The organism is Bordetella genomosp. 9 (assembly GCF_002261425.1).
Lineage (GTDB): Bacteria > Pseudomonadota > Gammaproteobacteria > Burkholderiales > Burkholderiaceae_B > Bordetella_C.
In genome coordinates, this window is sequence record NZ_NEVJ01000003.1 from 2,150,646 (window position 1) to 2,167,755 (window position 17,110).

Here is a 17,110-nt window from a genome sequence, read left to right on the forward strand (position 1 = left end):
CAAGTCATGCGGCGGCTCATCGCATGCCGCTTCAACCCGGAATATCATCTCGCCCCCGGAAGATTGGACTGCCGCGGACGGCCTGTGCCAGCGCCATCGCGCCATCGCTATCGATGGCCGCCGACACCGCTTGCACGATATCGTCGTTCGCCGTGGCCGCCGGCAACGATGGTGACGGGCCAGGCAGAGGCGGAAGCTTCAGGAACAGGCGGCGCGCCACGGCTGGCGGCGCGCCCTGGAATGCCAGATAAAGCAAGGCATGGCCGGCCAGGTCGATGTCGCGGCGTGCCTGGCCGGCATCGACCAACATCGCGCCGGGCAGGCCGGGATGGATGGCGCGGGCATCCCTGACCCAATGCATGACGTCCGGCCCCAGTGCATCCTGCAAGGCCCGCACGGAAGAACCCATGATGGCGTAGCGCAACCGTGGGGCGCATAGCGCCACGCCCATCCGGCGTACCAGCAAGGCCAGCGCGTCCCGCGGCAGGACAGCGATGTCGAGCCCGACGGCCGCGCCGTCGGTCACTGGCATGGCGTGCAAGCCTTCCCGCTGGAGTATCGCGGCGGACCAGTGACGATGCCAAGACGCCGCGGCGGCGGGGCCGACAGCCAGGGCGCAGGCGCGGGGCCAGGGCCCGTAGTCCGCCATACGCGTGGGATGCAGGGTTTTACTCGGCAGAAAGTTGAAGACGACCATCGGTCGCTCCAGCAAGGACAAGCCCAACGACACGCCCAACGACAAACCCGACGACAAGCCAGACATGCTTCAACCTTGACCGAAGCCGCCCACGCCGGGCCCCCTGTCCAGCGGGGAGTCGTGCACGAAACCATCGCGCCGCTTGCGCCAAACCCAGATCGCGGCGACGCCCGCGGCGCAGGCAATCGCCAGCACACCCGCAAGCCACCAGATCCAGGTTGCCCGCCTTCCCTGCATGGCCTGCGGGCCTTCGCCCTGCCCGGCGTCACGGGCCGTTTGCAGGGATGATGGAAAATTCGCCGGCAAGGTTGCCGGTAGCGAGGCCGCGGCGGATACCCCCGCCCGTTGGGCCATGACCAGCACCACGGACACCCGGTCTTCGCCCAGATCCGGAATGGCGTGCGACACCAGCGTGCGGATCTGCGGCTTCAGCACGTCCAGGTTGTAGCCGGACTGATGCTTGATGAATACCGCGGCGGAAGCCGGGGTCTTGTTGATCTTCGCGGCATCCTGGTCGGGCAGCACGACATGGACGCGGGCGACCAGAACGCCGTCCATCCTGGTCAGCGTGCTTTCGAGTTCCTGCGAAAGCGCGTAGATATAACGCGCCCGCTCTTCCAGGGGGGATGAGATCATGCCTTCCTTCTGGAAGATCTTGCCCATGCCTTCGAAGCGTTCCCTGGGCAGGCCCTGCAGCCGGAGGATACTGAGCGCCTTGGCGACATCCGACTCGGCGACGGACAGGGTGACGCCGTTCTTCTTGAGCTGCTTCTCGGCGGGTATGGAGGATTGCAACAGCACGGCCAGGATTTCGTTGGCTTCGGCATCCGTGGCCGCCGAAAACAGTTCCACGCGGCTGGAACAGCCCACGAGCAGTGCGAGCGCGATCGCACCGACCAGCCGCATGTATACCAGGGGCGATGCTTGCTGCATGGAAGGCAAGTCAACCCCGCGACATGACGTCGGCCGTGTGGGAGAACTTCCCACCCACCTTGGCGGCGACGTCGATGTCGACCGACAGCCTGCTGGCCGTCCGAGCCAGCTTGAGCGCGTCCCGGATGGCCTGTCCGTCCAGCACCGGACGCTGCTCCAGATCCGCCGCCAGCGCCTGCGCCTGCCCCCAGTTGCCGGAGATTCCAGCCAGGTGATTGCGCACGCCCCCGGCAATATTCCGCAGCAACAACCCCATGCCCATGGCATCGCCGTCGCTCGACGTATCGTCGCCCGCCCCGGCATCGCCCAACGGCGAGACCGGCCCGTTCATGGCGGCGCGGAACAACGCCACCTGCATAGCGTCGGCGCCGACCGGCGGCAGGGCGTCAGCGTTGACCTCGGAAATGGAATCGAGCAATCCGACTTTCAATTTGAACTCCTGTGTATAGGCACGCGTTCGTCGCGCTCAACGGCGCAAGGCCCCGGACAGCTCGCGCCTGGTGTCGGGCGCGATATCTTCCTGTTCCAGGGCCTGCGCGAATTTCCTGTCGGCCGCGGCGCCATGGCCGGCGTCACGCAGCATGAAGCCCTTGCATAGCGCAACCAGGCCGTTGTCCGGATCAAGGCCGGCGGCCCGTTCGACCACCGACAAGGCGGTCTCGGGCCGGCCGGCGAGCATATGGACCATGGCCAGCCCCAGATCGACCATGGGATGGTCAGGACGCAGCACGCGCAGGCTGTTGAAAATGGTTTCCGCAGCCTGCGCCTGTCCCAGGAACGCGCCGACGAAGGCAAGCTCGGCGAGTTCCTGGATGACCCGGCCATCCTCGATCATGTCTTTCGACATATCGGTAGCCGTCAAAGTGCTACGCCGTCATCTGTTCCGATTGGATCGATGCCCGCGTCGCCAGCTCCCCGGTGTAGTCGCGGGTCAGATCGGCATTGGCCTGCAGGTTCCGCGCGACCCTGTCCATCGACCGCCTGGTGATGTCATCGGTGTCATGCATCTGCTCGCGGGTAATGCCCAGCAACTGCTCCGTCTTGCGCCGATTGGCCTGGGCGATCTCGACGTCCCATTGCGCCATGCCCAAGTTCAGGTTGCGCCAGCCATTGGCACCGCCGATACCGCCATTCGCCCCGTTCACCGCTGTCTGCGCGACCTTGGCCCCGGTATCGATCCTTGGCTGCCACCCGGCCACGCTGTCCCTGACGGTCGAGGCCGCTCCCCTGACCGTCGCCACGTTCAGGTTTTTCGCGGACTGCATGGCCTTCTGGAACAGTTGAGCCAGCTCCTTCAGCTTGGCCAGGGACTGGCGGATGATCTGGATGACATCCTGCGCAAGCTGTTCCATTGAACCGACGAAGCGCTTCAAGGTCTCCGTCGCCGCCGACGCCACGTTCGACGCGACCGAGCCGCTACCGGCGCCCAGGCCGGACAGCGCTTTCGCGAGACTCTTGATGACGGCCCCGCCGCCGGCCACGGCCAGATTGCCTATGACCACGATGGCCATGCCGACGATCTGCCCCCAGAATTCCACCCGCTCGACCGTTTCTTTGCTGGCGCCGAACGCCTTCGCGATATTGCCGCAGAACTTGGCCAGGGGATTCGGGTCCGCCAACAGCAGTCCCATTACCGCACCGACCGTATCGGCCAGCGTATCCGCGGCTTTCTTCGATACGACACTGCCGGTCGATTTGATCGCATCCGATACCGCGCCGACGACGTCGATACCGTTCTGCTTCAATACATGGTTCGCCAGGGCCGCGCCGGCCAGGGCCAGAGCAGGCCAGGCGGCGCCGCCGGTCGCGACGGTCGCCACCGCGGCAATCGCCACGGTGATATAGGGCATGTAAGGACCCAGGGTTTCCGACACCCAGCTGGTCAGCCGGTTGTACCAGCGGCCGGCGTTCTCGAGGAAGTCCGCGGCCTTCTGCTCGAATTCCTTGATGCTGTTCATCTGCGCGTCGACATATCTGTCGACGCGGGCCTTCATCTGGTCGTAGGACTCGTTGGTCCTGTCATTGACCAGGGCGCCGTTGGCCTCGGTGCGCAGGCCTTGCACTTCCGCCACCAGCAGGCCGACATTGAGCGGCGACGGGGCCGCCAAGGACGCCAAGGGCGCCACGACCGGCGCGCCCGGCGCCGCCAGGAAAGGCGCGCCGTTCGCGTCGTGCGTTTCCATGGCTTTCACCGTCGGCCGCCTGGCTTCGGTGTCGTCGCGCGGTCCGCTGAAGCTTCCGACGATATCTTCGATCGCCTGGACGATGGAATCCAAGGGATCGGATGCTTCCTTGGCATGGGCATTGCCGCCGGTCACCACCATTGCATCGCCGGGCCACGACAGCGGCCCGGGAGTTTGAATACTTGTGCTCATAGCAACCTTCCTCGGCAATCAAAAAATCAGGCCAGCACGCGCATGGCCGAACGCAGGAATTCCAGGCGAAGCTCGTTCACCTTGTCCAGGCGCCGATTGGCTTCGCCGGTATCGCCGCTGCGCCGGCGCGCCAGGTCCATGGCGACATTGGCGTCGCTGTCCTGCATCTGGCCTTCGACGTCGTGGTACTTTTTCTCGGCATCCCGCTTGGCGCCCAGGGTCTGGCCGATCGAAGACGTGGCACTGCCCAGACCCTGCGCGGTAGTCTGGCTGGCGGTGCCGAGGCCATTCCAGCTGTCGATCGCGGAGCCCCGCTCGGTGTAGCGGCTCATATTGAGCACGCTGCCCTCGCTGACGGCCCTGTTCATCTGTTTGCCGGCGGCATATACGCAGCCGAAGCTGATCGCGGCGCCCAGGACGGACATACCCGCGTTGGCCAGCATGGCCAGGTTCTTGTCCCAGGCGGCGTCCAGCTCCTTGCTGGCGCTCTGGTGGACCGCGACGCGCTTTTTCTGCAAGGCGATTTCGCGATTGTCCAGGCAGGCCTTCATGGCGTCCGCGTTTTCCTTCAGCGCGGCTTCGCCCATGATCTTTTCGGCTTCGGCCATCGCCCGCAACACGGACGATTCGGCTCCCGCCGCCTGATCGGCGTCGCCGAAGCCGGGCACCGGACTATGCGTCATTACGCCGGCGTTCGATGAAACGGACATCGTAGACATTATGGATACTCCTAGATATTGGAAATTTCGGAACACCGATACGGGTGACCGACCCTGAGTGATCAGGCCGCCTGCCTGAGTCCGGCAAGTGCCTGATCGCAACGCAGCTTTATCTGTTGGTGCTCCGGCCTGCTGCACATGGACCGCGCGAGATCGAAGGAATCGAAGGCCCGGGCGGGCTTGCCCATGGCGCGGAAGCAGTCTCCCGCGTGCATGACAACGGAAGGATCATTGACGTCCATGAGCGCCGCGACGGCGTACATGTGCACGGCGTGCTCGTGCTGCCCCAGCATCTGAGTGGCGGCGGCCAGCCCCTTCATGTATCGCGGATCCTTGTTGTCATACAGCACCAGCTGCGCGAACAGATGTTGGGCCAGGTCGTACCTGGCTTGCCGATAGAGGTCGTGGGCCACGGCATGCAACCGCTGGCGATCCCCATCGCGGATGCCCAGGGAATCGCCCAACGGACGATCGTTTTTCAGGATCCCGCGCACGACGCGCATGACGTCGACGCCGCGACCATGACCGCGATACGGTGCGGCCATCAGACAGACCCGGTGATCCGCGCGAAGCCCATGGCGATGCTTTGGGCTGCCTTGATCAGCCCCTGAATACCGGTCTGGAGCTGATTGATGTTGCCGATGATGAGGCCCTGCTTGGACGCGACCATCGACTGGGAGCTGGACACCTCATCGCGATAGCCGTCCAGCTTGGTCCGTATCGTTTCGAATTCCGACTTCCTGGAGTCGCCCGTGAGGCCCGTCATGCCGAGTTCCGCGAGCATGCCGGACGTGACTTCCAGCTTCTTGTCGTCGTAGGGCTTTTCGATTTCGTCTTTTTTCGCACCGCTCTCGCGGTCCTTCAGAATGCCCTGGATATCCTTCAACATCGGATTGTTGTCTTCCTTGCCCATTTGGACCGGAAAGAGATTGATGAAGTTGCCGACTTCGGCACGTGCTTCGTTGATCTGGCGCGTTCTGCGGATCAGCCGCGTCGACTCCTGATTGCATGCGTTCAGCGAACTCCCGTTCGACTGAGTGACTTCATTGTTGGTCGCGATGGCCTCGGCGATGATTTTTCCCCAGTTCTCGCCAGGCGCGGCCGCGTACTCGCCGCCACCGACACCCACCCCGGCGATTTCACCGTAACCACCCAGAGACTGTCCGACACCCGTTGTAGACACACTCATTTAGCACTCCTGTTTGCTGCGTCGGGTCCATACGAAAGACCCGGGGCGTAGGTGCCTGGCTACAGTGGGCAGTTCCGCTACGCGACCGCTTGCATTCAACACTTGATCCGATATTGCACGGGACTGGGAACGAAATCGGGAGCACGGCCACTACCATGACCCCACACACAGTCGACACCGCCGGCAAGAACCCAGGATGCGCCCAGAATGATCTCGTCCACCCCATCACTTACCGCACCGTCCGCGATAGGCGGCGCGTCTCCGGCGGGAGATCACGACGCCGGCGCGCGCGGCCATCCGTCAGCCAGCTCGTCGGGATGGGGTCCTGTCCGTGCGAGACGACCGACCACCGCGCCGGTGACCGGGCCGGCCGAATCGGCGTTGACGCCATTGACGCCATTGACTCGATTCCTCGGCCAAACCTGCCTGGAACTTTCCGTCAACGACGCACTGGAGCCGGACATCACGCTATCCGATCTGCGTCATCCGCCCACCTTCGACGCCGTGCTGCGACACGCCCGTATGGCCCTGCGGGAAGCCGGCGCGAACGGCGGCCTCGACAGCCCCATATACCAGTCGGCCCTGCTGGTGCTGGACCGCAACGTCGTGTTGAGGAACCAGTCGCGCACGATCCGAACCGCGTTGCAACAGGGATGAACCAGACACACTCGGCCCCGCTTCCCGCCGAGACCATCGAATTGCTGCAAGTGCTGGCCTTTCTCAAGTTACAGAACGGCAAGGCGCGCGACGCCGTCGCCTTGCTGGAAGCGTGCAACCGGGCAGGCGGCTGCCAGGGCCGCGCGTTGATCCTGCTGGCTTATGCGCAGTTGCGCGCCGGCGCACCGGAGCAGGCGCTTTCCGTGCTGGACCGCGCGGATACGCAGGCGCTCGCCTTGCCCGCCTGTCGCGTGGTGCGCGCACAAGCGCTGTCGGCCGCCGGCCGCCATGACGAGGCGCGGCAGGCCATGCAGGCCTACGCCGCCACCCGTACCAGCCCCCCTACCGCCACATCCGCCTAGTTCGCTCCTGCCGGCCCGCATCACCCTCCCCCATGCAAGCAATACGACGCATCATCGCCATCGCGACCAGCCGGAACGATATCCTGCTGGCCGCGACCGTCATGGCCATCGTGTTCATGATGATCCTGCCGATGCCCACGGCGGTCATGGACATACTTATCGCCGCCAACATCACGCTGTCCTGCGTGTTGCTGATGGTGGCGATTTACCTGCCGTCGGCGCTTGCCTTCTCTTCTTTCCCCGCCGTCCTGCTGGTGTCGACGCTGTTCAGGCTGGGGATATCGATCTCGACCACGCGGCTGATCCTGCTCGATGGCGATGCCGGCCACATCATCGACACCTTCGGCAACTTCGTCGTGGGCGGCAACCTGGTGGTGGGCCTGGTGGTCTTCCTGATCCTGACGATCGTGCAGTTCATCGTGATCACCAAGGGGTCCGAGCGCGTGGCTGAAGTGGCCGCCCGCTTCTCGCTGGATGGCATGCCGGGCAAGCAGATGTCCATCGACGCCGACCTGCGCGCCGGGGCGATACAGATGGACGAGGCGCGCCGGCGCCGCAGCGTGGTCGAAAAGGAAAGCCAGCTGTACGGCGCCATGGACGGCGCGATGAAGTTCGTCAAGGGCGACGCCATCGCGGGGCTGATCATCGTGGCCGTCAACCTGCTGGGCGGCCTGCTGATCGGTTCGGTCCAACGCGGCATGAGCGCCAGCGAAGCCGCACTGACGTACTCGATACTCAGCGTCGGCGACGGCCTGATTTCGCAGATACCGGCCTTGCTGACGGCGATCTGCGCGGGCATCATCGTCACACGCGTGCCGACCGGCGACAAGCCGTCGAACGTCGGCAGCGACATCGGCGCGCAAGTCATGGCGCATCCGCGGGCCCTGATCATCGCCGCCGTCATCGCACTGGGCATCGGCGTCATCCCGGGCATGCCCACCCTGGTTTTCCTGACGCTGTCCGTCCTGACGGGCGTGACCGGCTTCGTGCTGTTGAATGCCCCCCGCGCGTCGCGCGCCGCGGGCACCGACGGCGCCGGCGGCGGCCCTGACGGCGCTTTTGGTGGACCGGGCGAGGCGTCGCCGGAAGCCGGCCAGCCCGCCAAGTTCGCCCCCGCCGAGCCGGTGACCCTGGAGATCGCCGAAGCCCTGGCCGCGGAGATCGACGAAAACATCATCACCGTCGAATTCCCCGCCGTGCGCCACGCGGTCTACCAGGAACTGGGTGTTCCCCTGCCGGACATCCGCCTGCGGCGTGCCAGGCAGTTGCGCGATCGCGCCTACCAGATCCTGCTGTTCGAGGTGCCGGTGATCCAGGGAACATTGCGCAATGGCGCGGTACTGGTGCGCGAAGGCTCACGCAATCTGGATGCCATGGGCATTCCTTACGAGCGGGATGTCAGCGGCCTGGCCAGCGAATCGGCGTTCTGGGTGATGCGTGAACATGCCGCCACGCTGGACGGGGCGGGCGTGCCTTATCTGCTTCCCCACCAGGTACCGAACTGGCATTTGTCCATCGTCTTGCGCAAGCACGCCGCGCAGTTCATCGGCATCCAGGAAACCCGCCAGCTGCTGACGGCCATGGAAGAAAACTTCGGCGAACTGGTCAAGGAAGCGCATCGCGTCATGCCGATACAGAAGATCGCCGAGATTCTCCAGCGCCTGATATCGGAAGACATCTCCATCCGCGACATGCGTTCCGTACTGGAAGCCCTGGTCGAGTGGGCACAGAAGGAAAAGGACATCGTCCTGCTGACCGAGTACGTCCGAATGGCGCTGAAGCGATACATCAGCCACAAATATTCGAACGGCCAGAACTTCCTGCCATCCTATCTGCTGGCCCCGGACGTCGAGGACGTGGTGCGCGATGCGATCCGCCAGACCGCCGGTGGCAGCTACCTGGCCCTGGATCCCGAAAAATCCCAGGCCTTGCTGGATAGCATCCGCCGGACCGTCGGCCCGCTGGAAACCACGGTAGCCAGACCGGTGATCCTGACGTCCATGGACATCCGCCGATACGTGCGCAAGCTGATCGAACAGGATCTCTACCAGCTTCCCGTGCTGTCATACCAGGAGCTGGTCCCGGAAATCAATGTGCAGCCCCTCGCGCGGGTAGACCTATGAGTCATGATGCATGCCGGCTGGATTGCGGAGTACTGCCATGACACTTGACCTGGAACTGCGGGTCCTGACCGGTCTGCATCAGGGTGCGAAATGCCAGGCGCATGACGGGGCGCTGATCGGTTCGGATGGCCGATGCGACATCGTGCTGTGCGACGAAGGCATTCCCCGTGAAGCTGCCCGACTGAGCCTGGGTCCCGCTGCATGGGGCATGCGTCCGCCGTCCGATCCACGCGGTCCTGAAGACGCCGTCGAATCCGGCGATACGCCATACCCCGCGTCGGATCGTTCCGACACCACGTTCGGAATGCCCCTCGCGCTCGGCCCCGTCCTGCTCACGGTCGCGCACCCGTCGACGCCCTGGCCGGCGCCGGGCCAGTTGATCGCCGTCCCGCATGCCGTCCAGAATCCGGCGCCCGAGTCGAACGCGGAGACGGACACCGCCCCGGGCGCCGAAGTCCTCGTCGGGGCGCCGCTCGAACCCGCCACGCAAGCGTATGCTGCCCTGGGCGTGCCCACCTATCGCCGTCCCAGGGCCGCCGGCCTGCGGTGGGCGGTGGGCGGCTTGCTCGTCCTGCTGGTGTTCGGCAGCGTCGCCTCGTTTCCGCCCAGCAAGGCGCCATCCAACGCGCAAGCCCGTACGGGCCGGCCGCTGGAACCGGAGACGCTACGACGCGCGCAGGCTTTGCTGGCCGAACGTGGCTATGCACCCCGCGTCCAGGCCCGTGCCAACGAATACCAGGAGGTCGTCATTACCGGCTGGGTCCAAGACGAGACCGAGCACGACAGCCTTGCCACGGCCTTGAGCACGATATGGCCCCTGCCCGCCATGCGCGTGGCAACGGAAACGCAGATCGCGGAACGCCTTCGCACGCTTATGCTCGATATGGACATCAGCGCGGGCATCGGCCGGTTGCCCGCGGGCGATCTCGAAATCCGCGGCGTGGCGGGCACCGACCAGGTGCGGCAAGAGGCCTATCGGCGTTGGCGCGACGATGGCGAGGCTTCCGCTTTCCCGATCACGATCAGCCTGTCGCTCGCCACCGAGGCCGCCGGGGCATTCCGCGAAGCCGTCGCCATGGCGGGCCTGCCCGCCATGGCATCGACCTGGAAAGACAAGGCGCTGCACATCAAGCCCGGCGTGCTGGACGTGTCGCAACGGGAACGACTCAATGCCATCCAGGATGCATTGAACCCGCGCTACATGGGCGCCATCCGCATCGACAGTGATCCGGGACAGGCCGACGCCTCCTTTCCTTTTCGGGTGCGTACCGTCGTCGGAGGCGGACAACCGTGGGTCGTACTGGAGGACGGAACCCGCATCGCGGTCGGCGGCACGCACGGCGCCTATCGGCTGACCTCGATAGACGACGGCAGTGTCGTGTTCGATGGCCCCAGCCCCACGATCATCACGCGATGATTTCGCCCCAACGCAGTTCCACGGATACCCGACATGCCTGTGCCTCATGAACCCATCAACGTCGCCGAAGTCCTTGAGCTGTTTGGCTGCGCCACCGATGAAGCGAGCCGGCTGCGCCTGCGCGCTGGACTGGATGCCATTCAAAGCGCCATGCAAACGCGGATGCGCTCCCCGCTTCGACCAGCGGAGTTCGTGAAGGCCAAGGCCTTGGCCGACGCGTCGATCTCGGCGCGAGAGATCCTGGCGGCTGTGGACGCAGCTATCCGCACGCAGCCGCGCTGAACGCTAGCCCGGGCTTACCGCCCACAACCTCTCGTACGGAGCACACACTGATGAACGTCAACGAAAACCTGAGAACCAGCACCAGCGCAATAGACCAGGAGACGGCGAATGTCGATGCGTCGTTTCGCGAGAACATGAATGCGCCGGCGCTGGACATCGCAAGCGCGCAGCGCTTTGCGCTGATGAGCGGCAACCTGAGTTTCAAGTCCACCTGCGCCGCGGGCATGATCAAGCTGGTGGTCAGCTCCTGCAAGGACATCGTGCGCGTCGTCGGTACGTGATGCTCACGATTTTTCGAGCCCGCGACTCATCTCGCATGCATTGTGCGAGATAGCCACACTCATCACTTTGCATCGTTCGAAATACAAAGACCCGAGCTTCTCTATGAGGCTCGCGAGGACTCATCGTTAAGCACGAGACCCCTTGCAACAAACGGTGGAAATGATCGTTCCCGTATGTTAATAATTGCTATATCCACGCAGCCAACCGTTGCAAGGTTGCACGGCACTACAGTGGACGTACGGAGGGACGCGCGCCATGATCAGCTCTCAACCCTTGAAGCACGGAGCTCGACTACTGCTGGTAGACGATAGCCCCGCGGATCTCAGGTTGCTGGTGCAACTGCTGAATCAAGAGAACTTCAAGCTGATGGTCGCGCTCGATGGCAAGCAGGCATACGAACGAGCGACAACCCAGGTCGCGCCCGACGTGATCCTGATGGATGTGTCCATGCCTCGCGTGGATGGTTATGCCACTTGCCGGCTTTTGAAAAGCAATCCCATCACCGCGCACATCCCTGTGATTTTCGTCACCGCATCATCGGGCCTGGACGAGCGTCTCAAGGGCTTCGATGCCGGCGCGGCCGATTATGTGCTGAAGCCGTACAACCCTGAAGAGGTGCTGGCCCGCGTGCGTGTACAGCTGCACATGACAAGGCGCGCGACTTCATTCCTGTCCGCGCAACACGGCACCCGCGATTCGCTCGACGAATTGATCCCTGGAACAAACGCAACGCCGCAACTACGGGTGGGTTCGATCTCCAACGAACAGGCGATTGTGAACACCACCACGCAATACCTGTCGGATCATCTGTGCGACGCACCTTCGCAGAAGAACCTGGCGCGGCTGATCGGTGTGAACGAGAAACGGCTGACCAGCGCCTTCCGCAACCTGTTGGGCAAGACCATCCATGACTACCTGCGCGACCAGCGCATGGAAAGAGCCCGCGCGCTGCTGCAGGACGGATCGATGACCATCGCGGAGATCGCGGACCAACTCGGCTTTTCCAGCCCCGCCAACTTTGCATCGGCGTTCCGGCGACAACTTGGTTGCAGTCCTGTCGCCTTCCGCCGTCATTTTGAAGGGCCGCCGACGTCGTTGATCAATTGCGCCAGTGACAGATTGGCGACGACAAGCGGTATTTTTCAAAAGCTATGAGCGGGTTTTTAAACGCACCGTGATCACGCATTGCCTAGCATGGGCATGCCGCTTCTCCACCCTAACGCCTACCCAGCGAGCGCATGCGGGGAAGCCGTATCCCTACAAGGAGACGACGTGAACCAATCCACCCTATCCGAACCGCGTATCGCCCCCAATCTCGATTCCGGCTCCATGCCCAAGACCGCGGACGTGAGCCAGCGTAACGCCTTGCCGACAACGTATCGGCGGCCTTCGCACGTATTGATCGTATCGGACGACGCAGCGCAGCTGCACGCGACTACCGATTTCCTGCGCAATCAGCTCTTTCGCGTGACGCTGGCATCCGGATGGCAGGGCTATTATCACGCGCAGGCCTGGCGTCCCGACATCATCCTTGTGGACGGGTCGATGCATGACATGGATCCGTTCATGATGGGCCGCCTGCTTATGCAGACACCGGACACGCAATCCATCCCGCTCGTCTTTCTGCTGGAGCAGCAACGCCAGGCCGCCAGCCGAGAAGCTTTCTCGCTGGGCGCCATCGATTGCATCACCAAGCCGATCTATCCCGAGGAATTGCTGGCGCGCATTTCGGTCCATCTGCGCCGGGCGCCGGTGCGCGATGAGAGCGCCGTGCCGCGCATGCGTCCGCCTGTCGCGGAAGAACTGCTGTTGCGCAATGCCTTGAACGCGATCGCGACCGACGTCGGCAGCATCCACACCGTAAGGCAGCTCGCCCGGCAGATAGGGACGAACGAACGCAAGCTGACGGCGCTGTTCAAGACCAAGATGGGCAAATCGGCGCATAAGGTGATCTTCGGGCAGAAGATGGAAACCGCCCGGCGCCTGCTCGCGCAGACCGGCATGCCGATACGCGAGGTCGCCAACCACGTGGGCTTTCGCAGCGTATGCAATTTTTCGGTCGCGTTTCATCGCGACCATGGCATTACGCCGTCCGGCTATCGCCGACAGACGCGCGCGACCGGGGGGGGTACGGAGCCGACGGAGCCGATTTAACGAAGCTTCCACCGGTAAGGAGCGAAACTTATGGATGCCGATACGGGCGCTATCCCGAGCCCGTATCCAGACAGCGCACAGCAACGGTGCGTTCCCATAGTTTGTTCCGTGTCGCCGACATGGGCGCGCTTTATCAAAGCGTCTATCTAAATGATTCGAGTCATACTTGCCGACGACCATCCTGTAGTACTGCTCGGCATGAAGAATGCCCTGGAAGCCTCCGGCGACATTCGGGTCGTTGCGGTGGCGGATTCACCAGAAAGCCTCTTTGCGTGTCTATCCCGGCATCCCTGCGATGTCCTGGTGACCGACTTTTCCATGCCCGGCTCGCAGCAACCCGACGGGCTCGCCATGCTGCTCCAACTGAAGCAGAAATTCCCCGACGTTCGTATCGTCGTCCTGACGAAAATGGCGTCACCGGCATTGATGTCTCCCATCCTGCAAGCCGGCGCGTTCGCCCTGGTGGAGAAAAGCGCGGCGGTGAAGGAAATCGCGACGGCGGTCCAGCGTGCGGCGAGCCGGCGTACCTATGTCACGGAGAACGTGCAGCGCGAGTTTGCCGCGCTAGGCGTCCCACGAACACAGGTGGCCGAACCCGCGCAACTGTCCCCACGTGAAATGGAAGTGGTGCGGCTGTTCGCACAGGGCTATAGCAATAACCAGATTGCCGAGATTCTGGGCGTCAGCGCGAAGACGACCAGTCGCCAGAAGATGGATGCCATGCGCAAACTGGCGGCACGCAACGATGCCGAACTTTATGCGCATGCACGGGATATGGGACTGGTGTAGCGTGGCCACTGCTTAAGCGCGCAGGCTGTTTCCTGGGGGCGCGGATTTGGCGTTCAGCGCGGGCATGGCAGGCATGGCGGCCGCGACATGCCCGACGGTAGCCAGCTTTTCACGCCAGCTCAGCGAAACGTCGACCATGCTTTCCACGGTTCGACGCAGCTGGATGACGGTGGCGTCGGCCAACTCGAGCCGGCGCGTGAGCAGGATTTCGCCCGTACGATCGTCCAGCGACAGGGCGGCGCCTTCCGTTTCGTGGCCAAAGGCGTTGGCGGAAAGCATATCGCGGTACAGCGTCAACCGCTGGTCTGTTTCGACGGGTTCCTGTCCCAATACCGCGTAGGCGTGCAGCATGTCCTGCGGATCATCGTGTTCCAGCGTGACAGTGACGTCGTTATCGAATATCAGGTCTATGGTCCCGGATTCACCCAAGGTAAGCGGAACACCGCTTTCCTCTCCGAACAGCGCGATCAATTTATGCGCGTCCATGTGAGTCTCCGTCGGGCGATACCGTATTCATGAGCAACCTCGGCATATGATGGGACCGGTCAGTGGCATTGCCCAAGGTATGGTTCCTATGGCCCCTGGTCATCCTTCATGGGCTTCTGCGCCCGTAGCAATCACCCTCAATCGGTTTCCATGAATGGGATGGTGTATTCGCCGGCCAGACGCGGCACCGCGACATCGGTCGATTCTTCCCGTTCGCAGACGGCGCGCGCCGCCAGCAGATCGCGTATCAGCAATGGCGGTTCTTCCTCGATATCGGCGGGACACTGGCGCACCATTTGCTCCGCATAGAGCGGCACGCCGCGCGCTTTCTCGACAATACGGCGGCGTATCTTGCTGGAAAGCCGCTTGTCCTTTCCGCGGAAGGTCACCAGTTGCACCATCGCGTCGCGACGCAGCGGCGGCATGGTGATGGTTTCGTCGATCGGCACGTTCAGGTTCATGCCACGACCGCACAGCAGGATCATGACGGGATCGCGCCGGCGCTGATGCAGCAGCGACGTCAGGAGACCGCGGGTGGCGGCATCCGCCCATTGCGCGTCGTCCACGAGTATCAGCAAGGCCTGGTTGGGCGCGTCGCCATCGAGCAGCAGATTGGACAGCGGCGCGATCAGGCCCTCGACTTCCGGCGCCAGGGGCGTCAGCGACGTCAATGCCGTTGCGGGCGTCGACGGCGCGCCGCCGCCGCTCCCGCTGCGTTGGCCGACGAAATAGTCCACCAGCATCGCACTGGTCGCTTTGTCCAGGCCGACGCGGTAGCCCAGCGATTCGATTGCCCGCGCATAGCCGAGCTCGGCGTCGTCCGCGGCCCGGTTGCCGACGCTGTCCTGCACCGCGAGTCGGGACAGGAAGTATTCGTGGAAGGGATGCAACGCCAACTGCCGATTTTCCTGATCGCAGCGCAGGAAAGAGACCGCCCCGCCGCCACGCCGCACGTATTCCGCGAAGACCTGGGCCAACAGTGATTTGCCGATGCCTTGCTCGCCACGCAGGTACATCACATGCGGCCGCTCATTCTTGCGCAGGCTGTTCCAGCGCCGGACCAGGATGTCGAATTCGGTGGTACGGCCGAACATGCGATGCACCGTGATGGCCTGGGACTGGCCTTCCAGTATGCCGACGCGCAGGCCGTAGCGTTCGTCCGGCCGCACCACGAAGCGATCGCTGAGGCGCGCCTGGGCGGCGTCCGTCAGCAGCGTTTCCCCCGACTCCGCAAGATAGGCGAGACGCAGCGCACGTTGTCCGACCAGCATCATCGGCAGCGTTCCGTTATCGGGCGGAACGCGCGCGAGCTCCGCGTGGATGCCCATGCCCAGCGACACATGCGGCGATACCGCGCAGCGGCGGATGTAGCAGGCCAGACGCGCGGCGGATTCGGTCGGGCGTTCGTTCAACGTGGGATAGCCGAACAGAATGGCGAGGTTGCCGTCGGCGCCCAGGCAGACCCGGCGCCCGGCGGCCTGTGCCAGCCGGACCAGCCGCTGACGCGCCGCCTGGACACGGTCGATGGTTTCTTCACCGGGAACGCCGTCGCCGTCATGGCCGATCGCCACCGCCAGGACCGCCAGCGGCCGGGCGTCATCGTTGGCGGACGACGGCGCGTGCACGGCGCGTTCGCTGGAGGCCGACACGTCGAGCAGCGACCGCGTTTCCAGCGAGGGGGTCGTGCCGTAGTATTCGCCCATGACGGCGACGCAATGTTCGTAGGCCTTCATCGCCGATTCGCGGCGACCGGTATCGCGCAGCATGCGGATCAGGTCGCGGTGGGCATGTTCGTCACCCGGATGCACCTGCACCCACTGCCGCGCGCTGGCCAAGGCGTCCTGGATTTTGTCTTCCGCGCACAATTGGGCGATGTATGCCTGCCGGCATTGCGAGACTTCCTGCGACAGGCGCGACTGCCAGCTCATGCGCCAGGCGGACAATGCCGCGTTGACCGGCGTGACCATATGCTCGAGCAGATCGCCGCGATCATGGCCGAGCCTTTCTTCCAGGGTCAGCCGTGCATAGGGGCCAATGCCGCAGAGCGCCAGCACGTCGACGGTAACCAGGTTCTGGTCCAGCGCCAGCATGCTGGACGTGGACAGGATGGCCTTTTCCATGGGCCCGAGCACGTGGCGCAGCACGCAGAGCGCATGGCGCAGGTTGGCACGCGCCCCCGATGCGCAGTTCGGCCACAGGAGTTCCGCCAGGGCGGCGCGGGATTGCTTTTTATCCAGGGAAAGCGCGAGCATCGCGAGCAGCAGCTTGGGTTTGCCGTAGGCGATCAGCGGGGTTTTATCCACGCCGTCGACGATCAGCTGGAATTCGCCGAGCAGGCAGATCCGAACGGGCCGATTCAGTATTTGAGACATAGGAATCCAAGTCGGCCGAATGCATCGAACGACCGTAGGCGTAAAGTTGGCGGCGCCATCCGGGCGCCGAGGCAGAGGGGTCAGGGTTGATACCTGCGGTAACGTCCGGACGTGTGCACGTGCGGCTTAACGTTTGTTGGCATGCGACGTAGGGGCCAACATGGCTACCGAGGTAACGGGCGGCCGCCTTGCGGAGACCTGGAATGTGGCACCACGCATGGAAACAACGTGGATTGCCAGTCAGTCGCCCCGACACCTTAATGCGTCGAAGTC

General features: G+C 63.9%; 19 protein-coding genes. 9 read left to right on the forward strand and 10 right to left on the reverse strand.

Annotation, left to right across the window (positions count from 1 at the left end; translation table 11 throughout):
• Positions 1-31 precede the first annotated feature (31 nt).
• From CAL26_RS20820 to CAL26_RS20855, 8 genes are all read right to left on the reverse strand, one after another.
• Complete coding sequence (locus tag CAL26_RS20820; protein ID WP_094848636.1) at positions 32-763, reverse strand: SctK family type III secretion system sorting platform protein; 732 nt, start codon at positions 761-763, stop codon at positions 32-34.
• A gap of 3 nt (positions 764-766) precedes the next feature.
• Positions 767-1,630, reverse strand: a complete 864-nt coding sequence (sctJ, locus tag CAL26_RS20825) for a type III secretion system inner membrane ring lipoprotein SctJ (protein WP_094848637.1) — start codon at positions 1,628-1,630, stop codon at positions 767-769.
• 10 nt (positions 1,631-1,640) lie between these two features.
• Positions 1,641-2,060 (reverse strand): hypothetical protein, encoded by a 420-nt coding sequence (locus tag CAL26_RS20830; protein WP_094848638.1) that lies wholly within the window; start codon positions 2,058-2,060, stop codon positions 1,641-1,643.
• A gap of 36 nt (positions 2,061-2,096) precedes the next feature.
• The gene (locus tag CAL26_RS20835) at positions 2,097-2,477 is read right to left on the reverse strand and encodes a hypothetical protein (RefSeq protein ID WP_094848639.1); all 381 of its coding nucleotides are present in this window, start codon (positions 2,475-2,477) and stop codon (positions 2,097-2,099) included.
• Positions 2,478-2,496: 19 nt separating this feature from the next.
• The gene (gene sctE / locus CAL26_RS20840; protein ID WP_143277465.1) at positions 2,497-4,005 is read right to left on the reverse strand and encodes a type III secretion system translocon subunit SctE; all 1,509 of its coding nucleotides are present in this window, start codon (positions 4,003-4,005) and stop codon (positions 2,497-2,499) included.
• Positions 4,006-4,031: 26 nt separating this feature from the next.
• A complete protein-coding gene (locus CAL26_RS20845; RefSeq protein ID WP_143277466.1) occupies positions 4,032-4,724 on the reverse strand; it encodes a hypothetical protein in 693 nt (230 codons plus the stop codon).
• A gap of 62 nt (positions 4,725-4,786) precedes the next feature.
• On the reverse strand, positions 4,787-5,269 hold the full coding sequence (locus CAL26_RS20850; protein ID WP_094848642.1) for a SycD/LcrH family type III secretion system chaperone: 483 nt from the start codon (positions 5,267-5,269) through the stop codon (positions 4,787-4,789).
• Positions 5,269-5,913: a hypothetical protein gene (locus CAL26_RS20855; protein WP_143277467.1), complete on the reverse strand. Its 645-nt coding sequence runs from the start codon at positions 5,911-5,913 to the stop codon at positions 5,269-5,271. Before CAL26_RS20855 ends, CAL26_RS20850 begins: the two co-directional genes overlap by 1 nt.
• A 207-nt stretch (positions 5,914-6,120) precedes the next feature.
• Between CAL26_RS20855 and CAL26_RS28380 the strand changes: the two genes are divergently transcribed.
• From CAL26_RS28380 to CAL26_RS20900, 9 genes are all read left to right on the forward strand, one after another.
• Entirely contained in the window at positions 6,121-6,570 is a 450-nt protein-coding gene (locus CAL26_RS28380; RefSeq protein WP_179283411.1) for a hypothetical protein, read from the forward strand.
• Entirely contained in the window at positions 6,567-6,932 is a 366-nt protein-coding gene (locus tag CAL26_RS28385; RefSeq protein WP_094848645.1) for a CDC27 family protein, read from the forward strand. Before CAL26_RS28380 ends, CAL26_RS28385 begins: the two co-directional genes overlap by 4 nt.
• A gap of 32 nt (positions 6,933-6,964) precedes the next feature.
• The gene (gene sctV, locus CAL26_RS20870; protein ID WP_094848646.1) at positions 6,965-9,055 is read left to right on the forward strand and encodes a type III secretion system export apparatus subunit SctV; all 2,091 of its coding nucleotides are present in this window, start codon (positions 6,965-6,967) and stop codon (positions 9,053-9,055) included.
• A 37-nt stretch (positions 9,056-9,092) separates the two neighbouring features.
• Entirely contained in the window at positions 9,093-10,472 is a 1,380-nt protein-coding gene (gene sctD, locus CAL26_RS20875) for a type III secretion system inner membrane ring subunit SctD (protein ID WP_179283412.1), read from the forward strand.
• Between the two features lie 33 nt (positions 10,473-10,505).
• Positions 10,506-10,754, forward strand: a complete 249-nt coding sequence (locus CAL26_RS20880; protein ID WP_094848648.1) for a hypothetical protein — start codon at positions 10,506-10,508, stop codon at positions 10,752-10,754.
• A 50-nt stretch (positions 10,755-10,804) separates the two neighbouring features.
• On the forward strand, positions 10,805-11,035 hold the full coding sequence (locus CAL26_RS20885; RefSeq protein ID WP_086066592.1) for a hypothetical protein: 231 nt from the start codon (positions 10,805-10,807) through the stop codon (positions 11,033-11,035).
• 256 nt (positions 11,036-11,291) lie between these two features.
• Positions 11,292-12,191 (forward strand): response regulator transcription factor, encoded by a 900-nt coding sequence (locus CAL26_RS20890; RefSeq protein WP_094848649.1) that lies wholly within the window; start codon positions 11,292-11,294, stop codon positions 12,189-12,191.
• Positions 12,192-12,308: 117 nt separating this feature from the next.
• On the forward strand, positions 12,309-13,190 hold the full coding sequence (locus tag CAL26_RS20895; RefSeq protein WP_179283413.1) for a response regulator transcription factor: 882 nt from the start codon (positions 12,309-12,311) through the stop codon (positions 13,188-13,190).
• A 150-nt stretch (positions 13,191-13,340) separates the two neighbouring features.
• Positions 13,341-13,979, forward strand: a complete 639-nt coding sequence (locus tag CAL26_RS20900; protein ID WP_094848651.1) for a response regulator transcription factor — start codon at positions 13,341-13,343, stop codon at positions 13,977-13,979.
• Positions 13,980-13,991: 12 nt separating this feature from the next.
• Here CAL26_RS20900 and CAL26_RS20905 read toward each other — a convergent pair whose 3' ends face one another.
• A complete protein-coding gene (locus tag CAL26_RS20905; RefSeq protein ID WP_094848652.1) occupies positions 13,992-14,465 on the reverse strand; it encodes a type III secretion system chaperone in 474 nt (157 codons plus the stop codon).
• Positions 14,466-14,602: 137 nt separating this feature from the next.
• The gene (locus CAL26_RS20910; RefSeq protein WP_094848653.1) at positions 14,603-16,837 is read right to left on the reverse strand and encodes an AAA family ATPase; all 2,235 of its coding nucleotides are present in this window, start codon (positions 16,835-16,837) and stop codon (positions 14,603-14,605) included.
• Between the last annotated feature and the right edge of the window lie 273 nt (positions 16,838-17,110).

Excerpts from the sequence above, each read along its gene's own strand:
- CAL26_RS20820 (WP_094848636.1), bottom strand. The coding sequence starts at position 763 with ATGTCTGGCTTGTCGTCGGGTTTGTCGTTGGGCGTGTCGTTGGGCTTG.
- sctJ (WP_094848637.1), bottom strand. The coding sequence starts at position 1,630 with ATGCAGCAAGCATCGCCCCTGGTATACATGCGGCTGGTCGGTGCGATC.
- CAL26_RS20835 (WP_094848639.1), bottom strand. The coding sequence starts at position 2,477 with ATGTCGAAAGACATGATCGAGGATGGCCGGGTCATCCAGGAACTCGCC.
- sctE (WP_143277465.1), bottom strand. The coding sequence starts at position 4,005 with ATGAGCACAAGTATTCAAACTCCCGGGCCGCTGTCGTGGCCCGGCGAT.
- CAL26_RS20845 (WP_143277466.1), bottom strand. The coding sequence starts at position 4,724 with ATGTCTACGATGTCCGTTTCATCGAACGCCGGCGTAATGACGCATAGT.
- CAL26_RS20850 (WP_094848642.1), bottom strand. The coding sequence starts at position 5,269 with ATGGCCGCACCGTATCGCGGTCATGGTCGCGGCGTCGACGTCATGCGC.
- CAL26_RS20855 (WP_143277467.1), bottom strand. The coding sequence starts at position 5,913 with ATGAGTGTGTCTACAACGGGTGTCGGACAGTCTCTGGGTGGTTACGGT.
- CAL26_RS28380 (WP_179283411.1), top strand. The coding sequence starts at position 6,121 with ATGATCTCGTCCACCCCATCACTTACCGCACCGTCCGCGATAGGCGGC.
- CAL26_RS28385 (WP_094848645.1), top strand. The coding sequence starts at position 6,567 with ATGAACCAGACACACTCGGCCCCGCTTCCCGCCGAGACCATCGAATTG.
- sctV (WP_094848646.1), top strand. The coding sequence starts at position 6,965 with ATGCAAGCAATACGACGCATCATCGCCATCGCGACCAGCCGGAACGAT.
- sctD (WP_179283412.1), top strand. The coding sequence starts at position 9,093 with ATGACACTTGACCTGGAACTGCGGGTCCTGACCGGTCTGCATCAGGGT.
- CAL26_RS20880 (WP_094848648.1), top strand. The coding sequence starts at position 10,506 with ATGCCTGTGCCTCATGAACCCATCAACGTCGCCGAAGTCCTTGAGCTG.
- CAL26_RS20885 (WP_086066592.1), top strand. The coding sequence starts at position 10,805 with ATGAACGTCAACGAAAACCTGAGAACCAGCACCAGCGCAATAGACCAG.
- CAL26_RS20890 (WP_094848649.1), top strand. The coding sequence starts at position 11,292 with ATGATCAGCTCTCAACCCTTGAAGCACGGAGCTCGACTACTGCTGGTA.
- CAL26_RS20900 (WP_094848651.1), top strand. The coding sequence starts at position 13,341 with ATGATTCGAGTCATACTTGCCGACGACCATCCTGTAGTACTGCTCGGC.
- CAL26_RS20905 (WP_094848652.1), bottom strand. The coding sequence starts at position 14,465 with ATGGACGCGCATAAATTGATCGCGCTGTTCGGAGAGGAAAGCGGTGTT.
- CAL26_RS20910 (WP_094848653.1), bottom strand. The coding sequence starts at position 16,837 with ATGTCTCAAATACTGAATCGGCCCGTTCGGATCTGCCTGCTCGGCGAA.